Raw genomic sequence first — 16,915 nt, 5'->3', positions numbered from 1 at the left:
GGGAGCAGGCTTTGCCCACTGGATGAGTCCGGGTTCGACTGCGGGTTCGCAGATGAGTTCGGATGAGCCGAGTTCAATTGCGGATGCGCAGCTGAGTCCGGTTGAGCTGAGTTCAACCGCGGGTGCGCGTCGGAGTCCGGATAAGCCGGGTTGCGCCGCAGAGTTCGGAGGAATCGGGTTCGGCCGCAAATGCGGTCAGAGTTCGAACCGAGCTCGGCCGCAGATGCACGTCGGCAGTCCGGACGAGCTGGGTTGCGCCGCTCGTCGGTGTGCCGGGCAGTCCGGTTGAGACCGTCCGAACCGGACACGCCGTTTTCCAAGCCACCCCGTCCGCTGCGGCATCTCTCCCCAGTGCCCCGCGCGGACGGGGACCCCGCGCCCCCGCTCCGGCTCCCGCAAGCCGGACGCGCGGGGCGCCCAAACCACCTCGCTCGCCGCGCCACCCCCTCCCCCACGGTCGCGCGAGCGGGGACATGCGCCCGCCCGGCCGCCGGATCCCGACCGGATCGGCCGGGTGGGTGCCCCTCGCCGGGCCTGACCGCTTTGCGGCGCGGGCAGACGTTGCCTTTGCTGGGCGATGCATCGCGCGCGCTCCCGCACCGAATGACGCATCACGGCACAGCAATACCCGGCCCTCGCTGAGTGACCGCATCACGGTGCGGGGGAAGCTCGCCCGTCACCGAGCAACGCTTCCGGGCGCGGGCAGCCCCCTTCGCCGAGCAACTCGTCGCCGCCGCAGTCACGCGCGACTCACCCAGGAACGCACCCCGGACCGTTCGCGGGCGCTCCACACAGGGAAGCATCCGAGGTCGGGCGCACGCTCCACACTGACCAACGCATCCAGGCATGGGCATGCACGCCCTCACCTAGCAACGCGTCCCCACGCGCGCAGCGCACCCTCGCTGAGCGACACACCACCCGCAGGCGCGCACGCCCACATCACGGCACAGGCATGCACACCCACACCGGGTGACGCCCTCGGCACAGGCAACGCACCACTCACCGAGCAACGCATCGCACCACAGGCACGGACGCCCCACACCGAGTGACACGTCCCAGCACAAGCGCACTCACCCGTCGCCAAGCGCCTGGCTCAGCCGATCCATTCGCGGGCATCGCGGAGCAATCCGAGCATCCCTGAGACCAGCCGCATCTGGTCTACCGTTCTGATGTCGGCTTCGAGCAGCTTCGGAGAGCACACCAGGACAGCGACGGACTGCGCGCGGGAGAGAGCGACGTTCAACCGGTTACGGGACAACAAGAAATCAAGGCCTCGCGGCAAGTCTACCGCCGACGAGGAGGTCATTGTCGTCACCACAACGGGTGCTTCTTGACCCTGGAACCGGTCCACTGTGCCGACTCGGACGTCGCCGAAGCCGGCGTCGGAGAGTGCGCGCGTCACGACTCGCGCTTGCAAGTTGTACGGGGCTACGACAAGGAAATCGGCGTCCGTGAGCGGTCGGCCTTCCCACGAACGGCCGTGCAAGGACTTGATCACCGCGACCACTTGCTCGGCTTCTTCCACCGAACGCGTGGTGTTCCCGCGATGCTCGACCGATGCCAGATAGAGACCGGACGGGAAGTCCTCGACCGAACGCTCCGCGCTGGGATGCGAATGCAGCAGCCCCGCGTACGACAGGTTGGAAACCGGGGCGCAGACAGCGGGATGCATGCGGCGCGTCAGGTCCAGGAAATAGCCCAGTTCCGGCGGGATGATGTCCGCCTCACCGATCAGGTGGCCGAGCGCCGACGCCTCCGCACCGGCCGGGTGCGTGCCTTGCACGACCTGCGGTAGTTGTTGCGGATCCCCCAGTAGTACCAGGTTTTTCGCGCACATCGACACCGCCAGCGCGTCCGCGAGTGCGAACTGACCGGCTTCGTCGATGACGAGGACGTCGAAGGGTTCCTCGCGCACGGCGGCGTTGGCGAAGGTCCACGCCGTGCCGCCGACCAGGTGGCCGGTGTCGTGTTCTTCACGCCAGCGTACCAGCGCGGTATTGCTTTTCGGCTGTTCCCAAGGCAATGCCGGGTCCGGCGTCCGCTTCGCGCGCTTGGCGCAGGCCATCTCCGGCGCGTTTTCCATGGCCGCCGAGAGCACGTTCTCGACCGCTTTGTGGCTGTTCGACGTGACGCCGACGGTCCGGCCCGAACGCACCAGATGCGCGATGAGTTTCCCGGCCAGGTAAGTCTTTCCGGCTCCGGGCGGGCCCTGGACGGCGAGTACGGAACCGTCGAGCTGGTCGACTGCGGTGATCACCGTGGCGACCAGATCTTCGCCTGGTTCGGGCAGTCCGCCGCGCAACCGGGGGATGCGGCGCAGCAGGTCGACGCCGGGGTGTGACGGCAGCGCAGGCAGAGTTTCCCCTACCAGCCGGGCGAGATCGGCTACCGCCTCGTCCTTCGGCGACGGGCGGACCGGGCTGCCGGGCAGGACTGCTGCGGGGAGGTCGTTGGACGTCCGGTCCGGAGCGCTGCTCTCTTCGAGCGTCACTTCGACGGCCGTCGCGGACACGACTTTCGCGTCGCGCGCATCGGTGCCGTAGCGCAAGCGCACGTCGTCACCAGGCGCGTACGGATGCGGACGGTCCGGGTCGCACCTCACGACCAGCGTGCGTTTCGCGGTGCGCAACCGGCCGGACGGCGGCACCCACTCGCCCGCGGTCACCGACACCGGGACCGCGCAGGTGGTGTCCACTTCGAGATCGCTGATCGGTGCGGCCAGCTGGCGGAAGAACTCCCACCACGCCGGGTTCGTCTCGCGGCGGTGGTAGCCGACGGAGGCGGCCAGCAGCGCGCGGGCGTGGTCGTCGGGGGTGAAATCGGCGGGGTCGTCGGGGACGCCGTCCAGGAGCGGGTCGACCAGCGCAGCCATCGCGGCGGCGCGTTCGGCTCGGCGCTGGGCGGCTTCCTCTTCTTCGGTGCGGCGGAGCAGAGCGTCCACTTCGGACTCAGGGTCCGGCTCGGCGAGGGCGATTCCGGCTTCGGTGCGCACGCGGTGCAGGAATTCGTGCAGGCGCAAGGTGGAGACGCAGTCGTACTCGTTGTAGTCCGCGATGCCGCGCAGCACTTCTTCGGCCTGCTCGGTGTTTCCCGCCGACGAGAGCGTCAGGTAATCCTCGTACGCCTCGATGCTCGACGCCGCCGTTTTTACCTCGCCGGCACGGGCTTCCGGCATGTACAGTGGTTCTAAATACTTGATCGAATACGACCGCTGTCCTACCCGCAAAGCCTTGCGTACCACGGCATACAGGTCGATCATCGCGCCGCTGCGCAGCAGCTCGTCCACGGCTTCCTCCCGCGTGCCGTGGACGGCGGCGAGCCGCTTGATCGCCGTGACCTCGTACGGCGCGTAGTGGTAGACGTGCGCGTCGGGGTGCTCTGCGAGCCGTGCGGTGGCGAAGTCGACGAACTCCTCGAACGCTCGTTTCTCCTGCGCGCGCGAGTGCGCCCAGAACGGGGTGAAGCGCTCGTCCGGGGTGACCGCGCCGAAGAGGTACTCCAGGCCGGTGCCAGCCAGGGCGTACGGGTCGCCTTCCATGTCGAAGAAGACGTCGCCGGGGCTGGCTTCGGGCAGTTCGGCGAGCGCATCCGTAGAGATGATTTCGTAGGCCAGCTCCCCGGTTTCGTCCTGGCGGACCTGGATCGCGGCCTGCGCGCGCAACGAGGCGAACGTGCCCTCGGACATGTCGCGCGGGCGGTCGGCGGGTTCGGCGTCGGCGAGCGCGTCGATGGTGCCGAGCCCCGCGGTCACCAGTTTGCGCCGCTGCTCGCTGCGCATCCCGGCGACCAGCGACAGGTCGCGGTCGGCCTCGCGCGCGGACGAGCAGTGGTCGGCGAACGCGCATCCGGTGCACGCCGGACGTTCGTCTGCCCAGATCCGGTCCGGCAGCTGCGGCGGACGGTCCTCCAGCCGGTCGCGGAGGCGGTCCACGAGCGGGAGGAAGTCGTCGACGCGCAGGCTGCGCGTGCTGCCGTCGCCCAGCAGCAGGTGCATCTCCGGCCCGGCGGGCCAGCCGCCGCGGCGCAGAGCGTCGGCGTACGCGGTGAGCTGCACAACCGCCGACGGCTTGGCGTGCCGGGCGAGCTTCGTGTCGTAGACCTCGTAGCGGCCCTGGTCGTCGCGCAGAAGGAAGTCGGCGCGGCCGGAGAACTCGCCGTCGTGGAACACCGCCTGGTAGACGACCGGCGCACCCGCGCGCAACGCTTCCTCGGTGGCCTTCGCCGCGACGACCGGATCGTGTTCCTCGATCTCGACGACCTGCGTCCGCTCGCTGCGCAGCCGCCCGAGCGTGGCCGCCTCGTGCGCCCGCCCGTGCTTCACCGCCAGCCGATCGGGTGCCGAAGTGGGCCGCGGCGCGCCGGGTATCCCCGCCGCCAATGCCTGCTTGAGGATGCTCCGGTGCTCGCATTCGAGCAGGTCAGCGAGATCAGACGGCGTGTACATCGCCCGGCAGTCTGTCACGGCCGAGGGAGGGCTCTGGCGAGGCGGGTGCCGACACGCCGCCCGGAATTGTCGGTGGCGGGTGGGATGATCTTGGAGTGGGCGGGAACGGGTGTGATGGGAGGTGTGCGCCGCCTCGCCAGCCACGGCAGGGCGGCGCGCGGTCCGCTACGGCATCGGGCGGCTGAGCAACCGCTCGAGCCACGACTCACGAGCCGCGACGCACGCGTGGGCCAGCTTGGATTCTGGGGCGAGGTCGTAGAAGCCGTGGAACGCGCCGCCCCGCCAACCTCGGCAGGACGGCGCGCGGTCCGCTACGGCATCGGGCGGCCGAGCAACCGCTCGAGCCACGACTCACGCGCCGCGACGCACGCGTGGGCCAGCGCGGAGTCCGGGGCGAGGTCGTAGAAGCCGTGGAACGCGCCGCCCCAGACGTGGAGTTCTGCGTTGCCTCCTGAGGCCCAGATCGCGGTTGCGAAGGCGACGTCCTCGTCTCGGAAGACTTCCGCCGCGCCGACGTCGATGAAGGTCGGCGGGAGGCCGCTCAGGTCGGTTGCTCGGGCGGCTGCTGCGTAGGGCGAGACGTCGGCGGTTCCGCGGCGGTCGCCCAAGACGGCTGTCCACGCGGTCAGGTTGCTGGTCCGGTCCCAGACACCGGTGCCGTCGTACTGGCGGGACGACGCCGTCTCGTTGCGGTCGTCGATCATCGGGCATTGCAGCAGCAGGCCGAGCAGCGCCGGGGCACCTCGGTCGCGGGCCAGCAGCGCGGTGCCTGCGGCTAGTCCTCCGCCGCCGCTGCCGCCGAACATCACCAGGCGTTGCGGGTCGAAGCGCAGGGCGTTCGCGTTGGCGGCCGTCCAGCGCAGGCCCGCGTAGCAGTCCTCGACAGGGACCGGGTCGGGATGTTCCGGGGCCAGCCGGTACTCGACGGTGACGGCGACCGCGTCGTACTTCAGCACCCATTCGATCAGCGGGCTCGCTCCGGCGAAGCGGTCTCCCATCACCATTCCGCCGCCGTGGAGGTAGTAGATGCCGGGGCCGGGGGTTTCGTGGTCCGCACGGGACAGGACGGAGACCGCGATCTCCGCGCCGTCGTAGCCGGTGATGGTGTGGTGGGCGCAACGGACCGGGCGGTTGCCGATTTGGTCTTCGATGCTGGGGAAAGGGAGGTTCCGGTAGTGCGGCAAGCGGTCCGCGGTCATGCCGACCGGCGCGTGGTCGGCTAGTGCGGGCAGCATCGCGGCGAGTTCTGGATCGAATGGCGGACGCGGCGAATCGTGCGTCATGAGTGCTCCTGAAGGTCATCGTCCCCGCGACCAGCGCACAGCGGAGCGCACGCCAAGGGCGCGAAGGGGAATTCGGTGGGAAAGAGTCGGGCCAGGGCACTCGTCGGCCGGTACGCCGCCGAGAACCCGGCGGCTAGCCTCTGTCCACCTCGATGAGCATGCAGTGAGATTACCCTACTGCGGCGACATTCCCGGGCAGCACAACTGAAGCCGCTGTCGGGCAAGGACATTGCTCGGTCTGTATTCGGGCGAGACACGTTTGGGCGGTGCAGAATGAAAACCGTGACCGTCGTTCTGCCCATCCCCCGGACCACATTGCGACTGCGCCCGTGGAGGTCGGAAGATCGGCAGGCGTTGGTCGACGCACATCGCGATCCGCTGTTGCGCCGCCGGTTGACGACTTCCCTCGCCAACGACGCCGAGGCTCAGCGGTGGCTGGACGCACAGGCGTCCGGCTGGGACTCCGCGACGCAATTCAGCTTCGCGGTGGCGGCTGTCGACGACACGCCGGTCGGTCATGTCGTCGTGAAGGTCCGGGACGAGGGTGCCGCCGAGGTCGGCTACTGGACGGCTGCCCAAGCTCGCGGGCGGGGCATCGCTGCCCAGGCGCTGGAAGTCACGTCGCGGTGGGCGCTCGACACGCAGCAGATCGTCCGGGTGGACCGCTTGGACTTGCTGCATGCCGAAGACAATCCGGCGTCCTGCCGGGTCGCGGAAAAATGCCGCTACATGCTCGCTGAACTGCTGCCGCCCGCGCCTCCGGACTTCCCGGCCAGGGGGCACCGGCATGTGCGCACGTCGGGCTGCTGACTGACCGGCGTTTCGTGCGTCGACGCCCCTACCGCAACTCATCCCGTCGACGAGACAGCGCAGCAGTCTCCGCGGTGTTGCCCGCCAGCTCGATCGCCCGGTCATAAGCCGCGCGCGCATCCTCGTCGCGGCCTAACCGGCGGAGCAGGTCAGCGCGGGTGGCGTGGTACGGGTGATATCCGGCCAACCGGTCCCCGAGACCGTCGACCAAACCCAGCGCCACCGAAGGGCCGTCGAGTTCGGCGACGGCGATGGCGCGGTTCAGGGCGACGATCGGCGACGGATCGACGCGGACGAGTTGGTCGTAGAGGGCGAGAACCTGCGACCAGTCGGTCTCGCGCATGTCCCGCGCGGACGTGTGCACGGCGTTGATCGCCGCCAGGAGCTGGTACCGGCCGGGAGCGACGCCGGTGGCGAGGCGCTCGCGTACGAGGCGGTGGCCTTCGGCGATCAGCGACACGTCCCAGAGAGCACGGTCTTGTTCGTCCAGGGCGACTAGCTCGCCGTCGGCGGACACTCGGGCGGGGCGGCGGGCTTCGGTGAGGAGCATCAGCGCCAGCAGGCCGGTCACCTCGCCGTGCTCGGGGAGCAGGGTGCGGATCAGGCGGGTCAGCCGGATCGCTTCGGCGGTCAGGTCCTGGCGCACGGGGTCGGTGTCGGGGCCGGTGGCCAGGTAGCCCTCGTTGAAGGCCAGGAACAGCACGGTCAGGACGCCGGAGACGCGCGTCGGGAGGTCTTCGGCGGCGGGCACTCGATACGGGATGCGGGCGGCCTTGATTTTGGCTTTCGCCCGCGTGATCCGTTGTCCCATAGTGCTTTCCGAAACCAGGAAGGCGCGGGCGATCTCGGGCACGGTCAGGCCGCCGACCATGCGCAGGGTCAGCGCGACCCGGGATTCGGCGGCCAACGCCGGGTGGCAGCAGGTGAAGATCAGGCGGAGGCGGTCGTCGTCGATGAGGTGGGGAGGCGTCGCGTCGTACACCGGCTGGGCCTCCCGTTGCTTGTCGTCGCGTTTGTTTTCGCGGCGGATGCGGTCGATGGCTTTGCGGGTGGCGGTGGTGGTCAGCCAGGCGCCGGGGTTGGGCGGCACGCCGTCGGACGGCCATCGCTCCACCGCGGTCGCGAACGACTCGGCGGCGGCTTCTTCGGCGATGTCCAGGTCGCCGAAACGTTTGGTCAGACCGGCGACCACCCGGGCCCACTCCTCGCGGTGGGCGCGGGTGATCGCCTCCCGGACGTCGCTCACTGGAACGGTCGCACCTCGACCTTGCGGTTGCACGCTTTCGAACCTTCGGCGGCGAGCTTGAGCGCGACGTCGAGGTCCGGCGCCTCGATGATCCAGAAGCCGGCCAGGTATTCCTTCGATTCCAGGAACGGGCCGTCGGTGACCATTCCCGCCTCGTCCCGGTTGTCGATGACGGTCGCGGTTTCCGGCGCGGCCAGACCGCCCGCGAAGACCCAGTGGTTTCCGGTCTGGAGACGCTCGTTGAAAACGTCGATCGCCGCGTCCTCCTCCGGCGTGACGGAAGGGGGCTGGTCGTGGATCACGGAAATCAGGTACTGCATCGCAGGATCCTTTCTGAGGTCAGCGGCCCGCGTACTGCGGACGCCCGGCCGGGCGCCAGACCTGCGTCGTCACGCCCTTCGTGTCCACTCGTGACTCAACCAGATCCAGGGCCAGATCCGGGCCGTTCTGCGGGAAAAGCCGCTGGCCCTGTCCGACGATCACCGGGATCACCAGGAAAATCATCTCGTCGACCAGGTCCATTTCCAGCAGCCGCCGGACCAGGGTGCCGCTGCCGTGCACCTGCAGTTCGCCGCCGGGCCGGGCCTTGAGGTCCGCGACGGCGGTCGCCAGGTCGCCGGACAGGACGCTGGTGCCGGACCACGCCGGGGCGGTGAGCGTCTTCGAGGCCACGTACTTCGGCCGCTCGTTCAGGGCGAGCCGGATGCGTTCGCGGCCGGGGGCGGCGTTGGCGCTCATCATGCCCCACGACGCCGCGAACAGGTCGTACGTCCGGCGGCCGAACAGGAAGGCGTCGGCGCGGTGGTAGGTGTCGTTGATGAACGCGAGCGTGTCCTGGTCGCCCTTGCCCAGCGCCCATCCGCCGCGGTCGAATCCGTTTCGGCGGTCTTCCTCGGACGCGCCGCCGTTGCCCTGCACGACTCCGTCGACGGTCAACTGGGTCACGGTCGTGAGCTTCATGGTCGGTTCCTTCGCTTCGGTGCTGCCTCTTGCGGGCGGCTTCACTACTGCTACGAACACCGGCGACCCGATCCGACAGCGCAGCCGAAAATTCTTGAGAAGATTTTTAGCGGTGTGTCTCCAGCCAGGTCACGACGGCTTGAATGAAGCCATCGATGCTGGTCAGCGGCTTTTGAGCGAAGAGTGGGTGGAGGTGTTCGACGCCGATCGGGTCGTTCCAGGCCCGGGCGCGGCGGCAGGTCTCCTCGTCGGTGGCCGCGCGGAGGACGTCCCAGCCGTGCCAGGTCGCGACGAGCGCGGCGTCGATTGCCGGGTCGGCCAGGACCGCCAGGTCCCAGTCGAGGACGCCGGTCAGCTTGCCGTCCGCGGTGAAGTGGACGTTGGCGCCGCCGAGGTCGCCGTGGACGAGTCTTGCCGGGACGTCTTCGAGCGCGAGCAGCGTGTCGAGCCGCTGCCGGACGTCGTCCTGCCACTTCGCCGGCAGCCGGGGAATGACGTCGTGCAGGACCTCCGCCCAGTCCGAGCTGCGCGGGCGGTGGAGAACGGCTTCCAGCGCCGGGGAGATCTCGACCTCGCGCAGTGCCGTCAACAGCGGACCGAACGCTGCTGGATCGCCGACGCCTTCCGGCAACCCCTCGCCGTCGATCCACGAAACCGCGACGGCCGCGCGATCGCCGAAGCTGGTGACCGGGGTCAGCGGCTCCGGTATGGCGAACGGCAGCCCGGCCGCCGCGATCATGTGGAGGATCTCGGTTCGGCGTGGCAGCTCGGCGGCGGAATCGGGACGCTTGCTGATCCGTACCGCGGCGACGCCGGGCAGCAGCACCACGTGGTGCATATTCCCTTGCGTGGCAAGGCGAGCGGAGCCGACCGGGGCACCAGGGACAAGCGCCTCGGCGATTTCCAGCAGGTCAGCGGGGACCGGTGGCACCATTCCACTCCTCACCGGCGCGGCGGAAGCGGCACCACGTCCAGATCCCGTGCCACGTGGATCTCTCCGTCGAACACCTTCGCGGCTTCGTCGCGGAACCGGTCCGCCTCCTCGTAGGGGTAGCGCTGCGAGAAGTGCGTCAGCAGCAGTTCCCGGGCACCCGACTCCGCGGCCAGCCGTCCGGCGTCGGTGCTGGTCAGGTGGCCGTAGCGGTAGGCCAGGTCGGCGTCGGCGGCGCGGAAGGTCGATTCGGCGATCAGCAGGTCCGCCTCTTGTGCGCAGGCGAACGCGCCGGCGCACAGGCGCGTGTCCATTACGAACGCGACCACCTGGCCCCGGCGCGGCACGCTCACGTCTTCCAGCCGGACCAGGCCGTTCGCGGTCTCGAGTACGCCGTCGGCCTGGAGTTTTCGGACCGCGGGGCCTTGGACGCCGGCTGCGGCGAGCGCGTCGGGCAGCATCCGGAGGCCGTCCGGTTCGGCGTAGCGGTAGCCGAAGCAGTCGATGCGGTGTTCCAGCGGGTATGCCGACAACGCGCCGCCGAGCGGGCCGGGGGCGGAGATCGGCAGCGGGACCAGTTCGGCGCGTTCGTGGAACGACGTCGAGTGCCGCAGGCGGTCGAAGTACTCCTGGCCGGACGCCGGGTAGTGGCAGCGCACCGGGTGCGCGACGGCGTCCAGGGACAGCCGCTGGATGATGCCGGCGAGGCCGAGGCTGTGGTCGCCGTGGAAGTGGGTCACGCACAGGTGCGTGAGTTCGTTCGCCGTCGCGCCGGCGTACATCATCTGCCGCTGGGTGCCCTCGCCCGGATCGAAGAGGATGCCGTCGGTGTCGAAGCGCAGCAGGTAGCCGTTGTGGTTGCGGTGCCGGGTCGGTGTCTGGCTCGCCGAACCCAGCACGACGAGCTCGCGTCGGGACATGACGATCATCTTCGCGCCGCGCCCGGGTCCGCCGCCACCGAAATGAACTCCGCGGAAACGGCGGCGGCCGTCCGGGACGAATTTCCGGAGGGCCGCCGTCGTTTATCGCCGAATGAATTCGCCCCGATCAGACCGGCGCGGGAATTGCCAGCGTTTCCCGATACCAGTTCCGGGCTTGGGCCAACCGGACGCGCAGCCCCGGTCCCGGCGGCACTCCGGTGAGTTTCCAGACCTTTTCGCTGTCGTACCAATGATCCCGGGTGAGCAGCGACCATTGGTGCTCGCTGAGCCACGGCGTGCGCGCCCGGTGCTCGGCGAGCGGCAGGTCCGCATCGGGAACCGGCAGGTCGAGCGTGCCGCAGACGGCTTCGAGCAGCTCGCGCATCCGCACCGGTTCGGGGTCGGCCACGTGGAACACCTCGCCGGGGCTGCCCAGCGCCGGGTCCAGCGCGAACGCGCTGAGCACGGCAGCGAGATCCCACGACGACACCACTGACGTACGAGCCATGCCGCCCGCGGCCCACGCCGGCACCGCTCGCAGCCACTTCACCAGCGCGGGGACCACGTGCCGGTCTCCGTCGCCGTACACCAGGTGCGGCCGCAGAACGATCCCGCCCGCGGCGCGGACCTGCTGTTCTCCGGCCAGCCTGGTGCGGCTGGTGGCCGAGGCGGGCCCGAGGTCGAGCGTGTCCTCGGGCGCGCCTCGATGCTCGCCGTCGCGGTAGACCGCGCAGGTGCTGAGGTACACGACGCGCCGCGTGCCCGCGCGGTGTGCTTCCGCGAGCAGCCGGGCCGTGCCGCGGTCGTTGACCTCGGCGCATTCCTCTTCGGTGCCGCCGATCCGGGACGCGGCGTGCACGAGCGTCGCGACGCCCGTGCACGCCCCGGCCAGCCCGGCGGCGTCGGTGAGATCGCCTCGGTGGATCCGCGCGCCGGATCGCGTGATCCACTCCGGCACCGCACCGCGCGCCAGCACCCGCACCGCGGCGCCGCGGGCGAGCAACGCCCGCAGCACCGCCGAACCGATGAACCCGGTCGCTCCGGTGACGAGGATGTCCCCGGTCGTACTGTCCGCCCCCAGGCCGGCAGTCATGACCTGCGCATCGCCAGGATGCCGGTGGCGGCCGCGCGGCCCTTCTGCTCCAGCACCACCCGCACCACGCGGCAGCCGTCCGCGTCCGGTTCGAGTTCCTCGGCCACCAGCAGGCATTCGGAATCGAACTCGACGTAGGCGGAGAACTCGAAATCCGAACGCAACGGAAGCGCGTACGGATCGCCGAGCGTCAGCAGCGCCGCCTGCCGCGCGCCCTCGATCAGCACCATGCCCGGGACATGGTCCACCGAGTGGTCGAACAGCACCGGATGGTCCGGGTCGAACTGCAGCGACCAGGTGCCCGGCACCGCGGTTTCCGCGACCAGCACGTCCTCCCCCCGGTCCCGGCCGACGAGCGCCGGGGCCACCGTGGGCAGCGCACGGGCCTGGAACGGCGTCGCCGCGAAATGGTCGCCGCGCAGCCGGCGGTAGACCGCCGGGGACACGCAACGCCAGGTTTCCGAAGCGGTGCCGACCAGTTCGTCGTCGCGGAAGCAGCCGAACTCGGTCCGCATCCCGATGAGATTCTTGCCCCGGAACACCGGGTCGTGCGCGCTCGCCCGCAGCACCACGTCGATCGGCCGACCTTCGGTGACCAGCCCTTCGGGGGCGATAGAGCTGGTCTTCCAGTCGGAGATGAACGCGTTGCCGAGCGAAACGCCGTAGGCGCGGTGCGCGATCAGCAGCGACGCCTGGCGGGTGGTTTCCGCGTAGAGCATCGGGTCGTGCGACCCCGCGGTGCGCGGGCCGAAGAAGCCGTGCCGGCGCGGCCACTGCGCGCCGACCTCGAACTGCCCCTCGCCCACGATGTTCAGATCAGTGACGAAAACTTCCGAGACGGCCGCGCGGTGCACGAGATTGCGCGGGATCGTCTGCTGGAAGTCGACCGGGCGTCCGCCCGGCGAACTTTCGCCATCGGTGATGAAGGTTCCTCGGACAGACTCCTCTAACAACATACCGACCATGTCGGTCCTCCCAGAAAAAAGAACTTCCCCAGTACCCCCACACCATGTTTAGCGGATACGGCCGGACAAAACCATACCTACCTACCGGTTTTTTTCTTCTGGATCCGATGGCCGGGACGGAGGTAGACTGGCGTGCCTGCGCGGCCGTTCCGGGCCCGCGGCTTCCCGAAAGGAGTGTGCGCAGTGGCTCGCCAGGAACGCGCGGAGCAGACCCGCAAGGCCATCCTCGACGCGGCCGCGTCCAGGTTCGACGCGGTCGGCTTTCTCGGTGCGAGCCTGTCGGACATCCTCGCCGAGGCAGGGGTGACGAAGGGCGCGCTGTATTTCCACTTCAAGTCCAAGGAAGAACTGGCGGACGCGTTGATCCGCGAGCAGTTCATCGTGTGGGACCCGCTGGCCGACGTCGAAAACCCGGGGCTGCAGACCGCCATCGACCTCACCCAGAACATGGGCCACAGCCTGCGCACCGACGTGCGCGTGCGCGCGGGCATCCGGCTGGTCATCGAACAGGGGTCGTTCGTCGCCCCGGCCGCGAACGCCTACAAGCAGTGGAACGACACCGTGCACGGCCTGCTGCTCGCCGCGAAAGCCGCGGGCGACGTGCGGAAAGAGGTCAACGCGCACGATCTCGCGCAGTATGTCGTCGCGTCGTTCACCGGGACCCAGCTCAGTTCGCAGGTGCTGACCGGGCGGACCGACCTGCACGAGCGGATCACGTTCATGTGGCAGACGATCCTGAACGCCGTGGTCCCGCCGCGGCGGCTGCACAAGTTCGATCCGGCCGGGACTCCTCCCGCCGACGCGGTGTAAGACTGGGGAAACCGGGCGGTCGGTCTTCTCAGTGAAGGTGCTGCCGCGCAACGGGTTTCGGCGGATCCGCGCGGTTCGCTTGGCTGGCGCAGCGCAGGGAATTCTCGACCCGTAGACGTCGCGGCCGCTCAGGTGCCCGTTGCCTCGGCGGCGGACGAATCCGCGGGCTGCGCCACCTCGATCACCCGCCAGAGCTCGGAAAGCGTGCTCGCCAGATCCGTGCCCGCCGGGATCGTGCCGCTCGCCGCCGCCGTTTCGAGGCCGACGCAGGTCACCACGACCAGCAGCGCCGCGAGATCCGGGCGGACGCGCGGACTCAGCTCCCCCGCCCCGTGCGCCGCGGCGATGTGCGCGCGCACCTGGCCCATCCACGCGCGGACGAAGGCGACGAACCTCGGGTCGTTCGAGCCCATTTCGCGGGCCAGCCGGAAGCTCGCGCCCACCTTGGCGTCCTCGGCGAGCCAGCCCATCAACGCGCGGCTCAGGTCGGCCAGCCTGCGCAGATGCGGACGGCTCCCGCGCGCTCGCGCGACGTGCCCGTGCAGCACCGCGACGGCCGCCGACTGCACCTCGTCGCAGACCTCGTCCTTCGACGAGAAGTGGAAGTACAGGCCGCCCTTGGTCACGCCGGCCTCGCGGGCGATGTCCACCATGCTCGTGGCCGCGTAGCCGTCGCGGTAAAACAGTGTCGCCGCGGCGTCCAGCAGCAGGAGCCTGGTCAGCTCCGCACGGGCCTGTTTAGTCACCGTCTTCCCCATCGTCTCGCGCCGGGAACGACACGGCGTGGGTTCCCGGCCTGCTCATCATGACATACCGACCGCCCGGTTTACTAGTCGGCAGGGCCGATTGCCTGGCCGTATCCGGCAGGTCGCGACCGGAACAGACCAACCACCCGGTTTTACCTTGAAAACCGACCTCCCGGTTTGCTATGGTCCTGTCACGGACCCGGCTCGGACCGGCAGGCAGCGGCGCTGGGGGCGCCGCCGGACGGGTCCGGCGCGAGAGACATCGGAGGGCAGTCATGCTCAACTACGAAATTCTCGGACAGATCAGAGTGAGCGGCCGGCCCGGCGTCTGCGCCCCGCGGGCCCGCAAGATCGAGACCCTGCTGTCCGTGCTGCTGGCCAAGAACAACCAGGTCGTGACCGCCGAGCACCTGATCAGCGAGATCTGGGGCGAACATCCGCCGGCGCGGGCGAGCGCGGCACTGTACGTGTACGTGTCGCAGCTGCGGAAACTGCTGCGCGGCACGAGCAAGGATGCGGAAGAGAGCCCGGTGGTCACCAGTCCGCGGGGGTATTCGCTGCACGTCGGCATCGGCGAGCTCGATGCCGACCGGTTCACCCGGCTTTACGAGCAGGGGCGGACGTTGCATTGGGACCGCGGCTACGGGCAGGCGGCGAAGGTGCTGCGGGAGGCCACCAGCCTTTGGCGCGGTGCGGCGTTCGGCGGATTCGCCGACTCGCCGGACGTGCAGGCTTACGCGACGCTGCTCGAGGAGAGCCGGCTCGGCTGCCTTGAGCTGCTGATGGAGACCGAGCTGTTGATCGGGCGGCATCGCGAGGTCGTCGGGCAGCTGTCCGCGCTGGCCAAGGAGCACACGCTGCGGGAGACGTTCACCGAGTATTTGATGACCGCGCTGGCCCGGTCCAACCGGCGGGCCGAGGCGTTGGAGACGTTCGCTTCGGCTCGGCAGAATTTGGTGCAGCAGCTGGGGATCGAGCCCGGGAGCTCGTTGCGGAAGCTGCACCACAGCATTCTTGTCGGCGAGATGTCGGACGCGGTCTGATCCTGACCGCGCCGGATTCGGCCCGGTCTTCCGCCACAAGCGGGAGACCGGGCCGTTCTTTGTGCTGTGGGGCTAGGGCGAGAGCCTCAGCTGCGGTAAACCGACACTACGAAACCGCCGCCCGTGACTGGTTCGCCGTACCAGCCGCCCCAGCGGCTGTCCAAGGCCAGGCCCGCCAGTTCGGCCATCAGGTCCAGTTCGGCGGGCCACACATAGCGCAGGGGCAGCGACGCGTCAGTCAGGTGCACGATCTGCCGGACGTCGTCTACCGTGCGTACGCGGGCGTCCGCGGTCCAGCAGGCCGGGTCCGGGTGGCGGCCCTGGACTACCAGGGCGCCGCCTGGGCGCAGGAGGCGGCTGTAGCGGCCGATCGCGCGCAGCTGGTCTCGCTGGTCGGGCAGGCGGGACAGCACGTCCGCGCCCAGGTAGCCGGTGTCGAAGCGCGAGCCGGGTTCCAGGTGGACCTCGTAGCCTTCGCCGGCCAGTGCGTCCGCTACCGGGCCGCCGCCGGGGACCAGGACTCTTCCTGAACCGTGGCGCCGCGATACGCGGTCGGTCACTTCGGAGAGGAACGCGACCGCGCCCGCCGGGTCGTCCGCCAGCGGGGCCAGCCACGCTGCCACTGGATCGACCGGCTTTTCCATCACCCGGGTCGGCATTGCCGCCACCTCACTTCACGCAGTGGTCCTCTCTACTCCACAGAGCGTGCCGGAGCGATCTAAAGCCGACCTAGCGGGAGCAGGGGGGCGACGACCGCGCGAGGGGCCGGTAACGCGGCTACCTCAGCACGCAATGCGGCCGCACCGGCGCGAAGTGTGTCGTCGGTGAGTCGGGAGATCTTTTCCGCCGAACCGGTAAGCCCCGCGCCCGCAGCGGTGACGCGGGTACCGAAGGCGGACTCGGTCAACGACAGCTGCGGCAGCCCGTACGCCACTGCGGCAAGGGCCAAGGTCTCGTCGCCGTCGTGCACCACCGCCGCGCAGGTCGGCAGCACGGCAGAAGGAGGCGCGGAGTCGACTAGTTTCACGCTCGGCGGCAGGGTGAGCCCGGCTGGCAGTTCCGCCTTGCAGACGAACTCGGCGTCCACATCGGACAGTGCGCTGAAGACTGGCTCATACCAGGAAGGATCGGTCAGCGACAGGAGAATGCGAGGGCGGCATGCCCTGCGACGCAGCCAGTTGGGTATCTCGGCCGGACCGAAATACGGAACGTGCCGTATTGAAGTTCCCGGAGAGTCCTTGTCGCGCAATGAAGGAGGGACGACGTCGAGTGTGTGGTCCGCGGTGCCCTCGAAATCCGACGGCCCGAGCACGCGAACTGCCTTGGCGTTGACCTCGCGGGCGGCGGTGATTCCGGCGGGTGCGTTCGACACGACTACAGCGGGCCGCCACAGTCGCGCGAACTTGACCAGTGCGGCGGATTCAGTCAGTTCCGCGTCGCCGTCTTCGAGTTCGGCCGCGACGCAGCCGGTGCGGAGGATGTTCTCGACGAACGCGGGGCGTCCGGCGATTTTCACGTCGTGTCCGGCGGTCCGCAGCGCCCAGGCCAGCGGCACCAGGGTGTGCAGCCGGGCGGTCGAGGACGGCGCGGCCAGGAGTACACGCATGGGATAGCTCCAGAGACGGCAAAAGCCGGGCCGGGGTGGACAGTCCTTTCGAGACTAT

Annotated in this window: 15 protein-coding genes; 3 read left to right on the top strand and 12 right to left on the bottom strand. The window is 69.5% G+C overall.

The genetic code is table 11. The features are described 5' to 3' along the window. Positions 1–1,093: 1,093 nt before the first annotated feature. A complete protein-coding gene (locus FKO37_RS14195) occupies positions 1,094–4,444 on the bottom strand; it encodes a TM0106 family RecB-like putative nuclease (RefSeq protein WP_238604614.1) in 3,351 nt (1,116 codons plus the stop codon). Positions 4,445–4,755: 311 nt separating this feature from the next. Further along, positions 4,756–5,727 (bottom strand): alpha/beta hydrolase, encoded by a 972-nt coding sequence (locus FKO37_RS14190; protein WP_238604613.1) that lies wholly within the window; start codon positions 5,725–5,727, stop codon positions 4,756–4,758. Between the two features lie 282 nt (positions 5,728–6,009). Here FKO37_RS14190 and FKO37_RS14185 point away from each other — a divergent pair, with 282 nt between their 5' ends. After that, positions 6,010–6,537 (top strand): GNAT family N-acetyltransferase, encoded by a 528-nt coding sequence (locus FKO37_RS14185; RefSeq protein ID WP_238604612.1) that lies wholly within the window; start codon positions 6,010–6,012, stop codon positions 6,535–6,537. A 28-nt stretch (positions 6,538–6,565) separates the two neighbouring features. Here the strand turns inward: FKO37_RS14185 and FKO37_RS14180 are convergent, their stop codons facing one another. The 7 genes from FKO37_RS14180 to FKO37_RS14150 form a co-directional block, all read right to left on the bottom strand. Then, positions 6,566–7,783, bottom strand: coding sequence for an RNA polymerase sigma factor (locus FKO37_RS14180; protein WP_238604611.1), 1,218 nt, complete (start codon positions 7,781–7,783; stop codon positions 6,566–6,568). Further along, on the bottom strand, positions 7,780–8,103 hold the full coding sequence (locus FKO37_RS14175) for a YciI family protein (RefSeq protein ID WP_037810538.1): 324 nt from the start codon (positions 8,101–8,103) through the stop codon (positions 7,780–7,782). Before FKO37_RS14175 ends, FKO37_RS14180 begins: the two co-directional genes overlap by 4 nt. A gap of 19 nt (positions 8,104–8,122) precedes the next feature. Then, on the bottom strand, positions 8,123–8,743 hold the full coding sequence (locus tag FKO37_RS14170) for a dihydrofolate reductase family protein (RefSeq protein WP_037810540.1): 621 nt from the start codon (positions 8,741–8,743) through the stop codon (positions 8,123–8,125). 106 nt (positions 8,744–8,849) lie between these two features. After that, a complete protein-coding gene (locus FKO37_RS14165; RefSeq protein ID WP_238604610.1) occupies positions 8,850–9,677 on the bottom strand; it encodes a phosphotransferase in 828 nt (275 codons plus the stop codon). Positions 9,678–9,685: 8 nt separating this feature from the next. Further along, on the bottom strand, positions 9,686–10,594 hold the full coding sequence (locus FKO37_RS14160) for a ribonuclease Z (RefSeq protein WP_238604609.1): 909 nt from the start codon (positions 10,592–10,594) through the stop codon (positions 9,686–9,688). A 127-nt stretch (positions 10,595–10,721) separates the two neighbouring features. Continuing rightward, on the bottom strand, positions 10,722–11,687 hold the full coding sequence (locus tag FKO37_RS14155) for an NAD(P)-dependent oxidoreductase (RefSeq protein ID WP_238604608.1): 966 nt from the start codon (positions 11,685–11,687) through the stop codon (positions 10,722–10,724). Continuing rightward, positions 11,684–12,652, bottom strand: a complete 969-nt coding sequence (locus tag FKO37_RS14150) for a ScbA/BarX family gamma-butyrolactone biosynthesis protein (RefSeq protein WP_037810543.1) — start codon at positions 12,650–12,652, stop codon at positions 11,684–11,686. Before FKO37_RS14150 ends, FKO37_RS14155 begins: the two co-directional genes overlap by 4 nt. 183 nt (positions 12,653–12,835) lie before the next feature. Here FKO37_RS14150 and FKO37_RS14145 point away from each other — a divergent pair, with 183 nt between their 5' ends. After that, the gene (locus tag FKO37_RS14145) at positions 12,836–13,462 is read left to right on the top strand and encodes a ScbR family autoregulator-binding transcription factor (protein ID WP_037810545.1); all 627 of its coding nucleotides are present in this window, start codon (positions 12,836–12,838) and stop codon (positions 13,460–13,462) included. 128 nt (positions 13,463–13,590) lie between these two features. Here FKO37_RS14145 and FKO37_RS14140 read toward each other — a convergent pair whose 3' ends face one another. Then, the gene (locus FKO37_RS14140; RefSeq protein WP_238604607.1) at positions 13,591–14,208 is read right to left on the bottom strand and encodes a ScbR family autoregulator-binding transcription factor; all 618 of its coding nucleotides are present in this window, start codon (positions 14,206–14,208) and stop codon (positions 13,591–13,593) included. A gap of 275 nt (positions 14,209–14,483) precedes the next feature. Here FKO37_RS14140 and FKO37_RS14135 point away from each other — a divergent pair, with 275 nt between their 5' ends. Continuing rightward, the gene (locus FKO37_RS14135) at positions 14,484–15,251 is read left to right on the top strand and encodes an AfsR/SARP family transcriptional regulator (protein ID WP_037810546.1); all 768 of its coding nucleotides are present in this window, start codon (positions 14,484–14,486) and stop codon (positions 15,249–15,251) included. A gap of 86 nt (positions 15,252–15,337) precedes the next feature. On the opposite strand, the gene FKO37_RS14130 is transcribed toward FKO37_RS14135, so the two are convergent. Both FKO37_RS14130 and FKO37_RS14125 read right to left on the bottom strand, forming a co-directional pair. Then, complete coding sequence (locus FKO37_RS14130) at positions 15,338–15,910, bottom strand: hypothetical protein (protein ID WP_238604606.1); 573 nt, start codon at positions 15,908–15,910, stop codon at positions 15,338–15,340. A 59-nt stretch (positions 15,911–15,969) separates the two neighbouring features. Continuing rightward, on the bottom strand, positions 15,970–16,857 hold the full coding sequence (locus FKO37_RS14125; protein WP_238604605.1) for a nucleotide disphospho-sugar-binding domain-containing protein: 888 nt from the start codon (positions 16,855–16,857) through the stop codon (positions 15,970–15,972). Positions 16,858–16,915 lie beyond the last annotated feature (58 nt).

It is taken from the genome of Amycolatopsis sp. Poz14, assembly GCF_006704225.1.
In the GTDB taxonomy this organism is placed as follows: domain Bacteria; phylum Actinomycetota; class Actinomycetes; order Mycobacteriales; family Pseudonocardiaceae; genus Amycolatopsis; species Amycolatopsis nivea.
Note: the sequence above shows the minus strand (reverse complement) of the source record. Positions and strands in the feature narration are given on the sequence as shown.

Bases quoted from the DNA above. Each gene is read 5' to 3' on its own strand.
- FKO37_RS14150 (WP_037810543.1), bottom strand. From the start codon at position 12,652: ATGGTCGGTATGTTGTTAGAGGAGTCTGTCCGAGGAACCTTCATCACC.
- FKO37_RS14175 (WP_037810538.1), bottom strand. From the start codon at position 8,103: ATGCAGTACCTGATTTCCGTGATCCACGACCAGCCCCCTTCCGTCACG.
- FKO37_RS14165 (WP_238604610.1), bottom strand. From the start codon at position 9,677: ATGGTGCCACCGGTCCCCGCTGACCTGCTGGAAATCGCCGAGGCGCTT.
- FKO37_RS14130 (WP_238604606.1), bottom strand. From the start codon at position 15,910: ATGCCGACCCGGGTGATGGAAAAGCCGGTCGATCCAGTGGCAGCGTGG.
- FKO37_RS14160 (WP_238604609.1), bottom strand. From the start codon at position 10,594: ATGTCCCGACGCGAGCTCGTCGTGCTGGGTTCGGCGAGCCAGACACCG.
- FKO37_RS14195 (WP_238604614.1), bottom strand. From the start codon at position 4,444: ATGTACACGCCGTCTGATCTCGCTGACCTGCTCGAATGCGAGCACCGG.
- FKO37_RS14155 (WP_238604608.1), bottom strand. From the start codon at position 11,687: ATGACTGCCGGCCTGGGGGCGGACAGTACGACCGGGGACATCCTCGTC.
- FKO37_RS14135 (WP_037810546.1), top strand. From the start codon at position 14,484: ATGCTCAACTACGAAATTCTCGGACAGATCAGAGTGAGCGGCCGGCCC.
- FKO37_RS14125 (WP_238604605.1), bottom strand. From the start codon at position 16,857: ATGCGTGTACTCCTGGCCGCGCCGTCCTCGACCGCCCGGCTGCACACC.
- FKO37_RS14170 (WP_037810540.1), bottom strand. From the start codon at position 8,743: ATGAAGCTCACGACCGTGACCCAGTTGACCGTCGACGGAGTCGTGCAG.
- FKO37_RS14190 (WP_238604613.1), bottom strand. From the start codon at position 5,727: ATGACGCACGATTCGCCGCGTCCGCCATTCGATCCAGAACTCGCCGCG.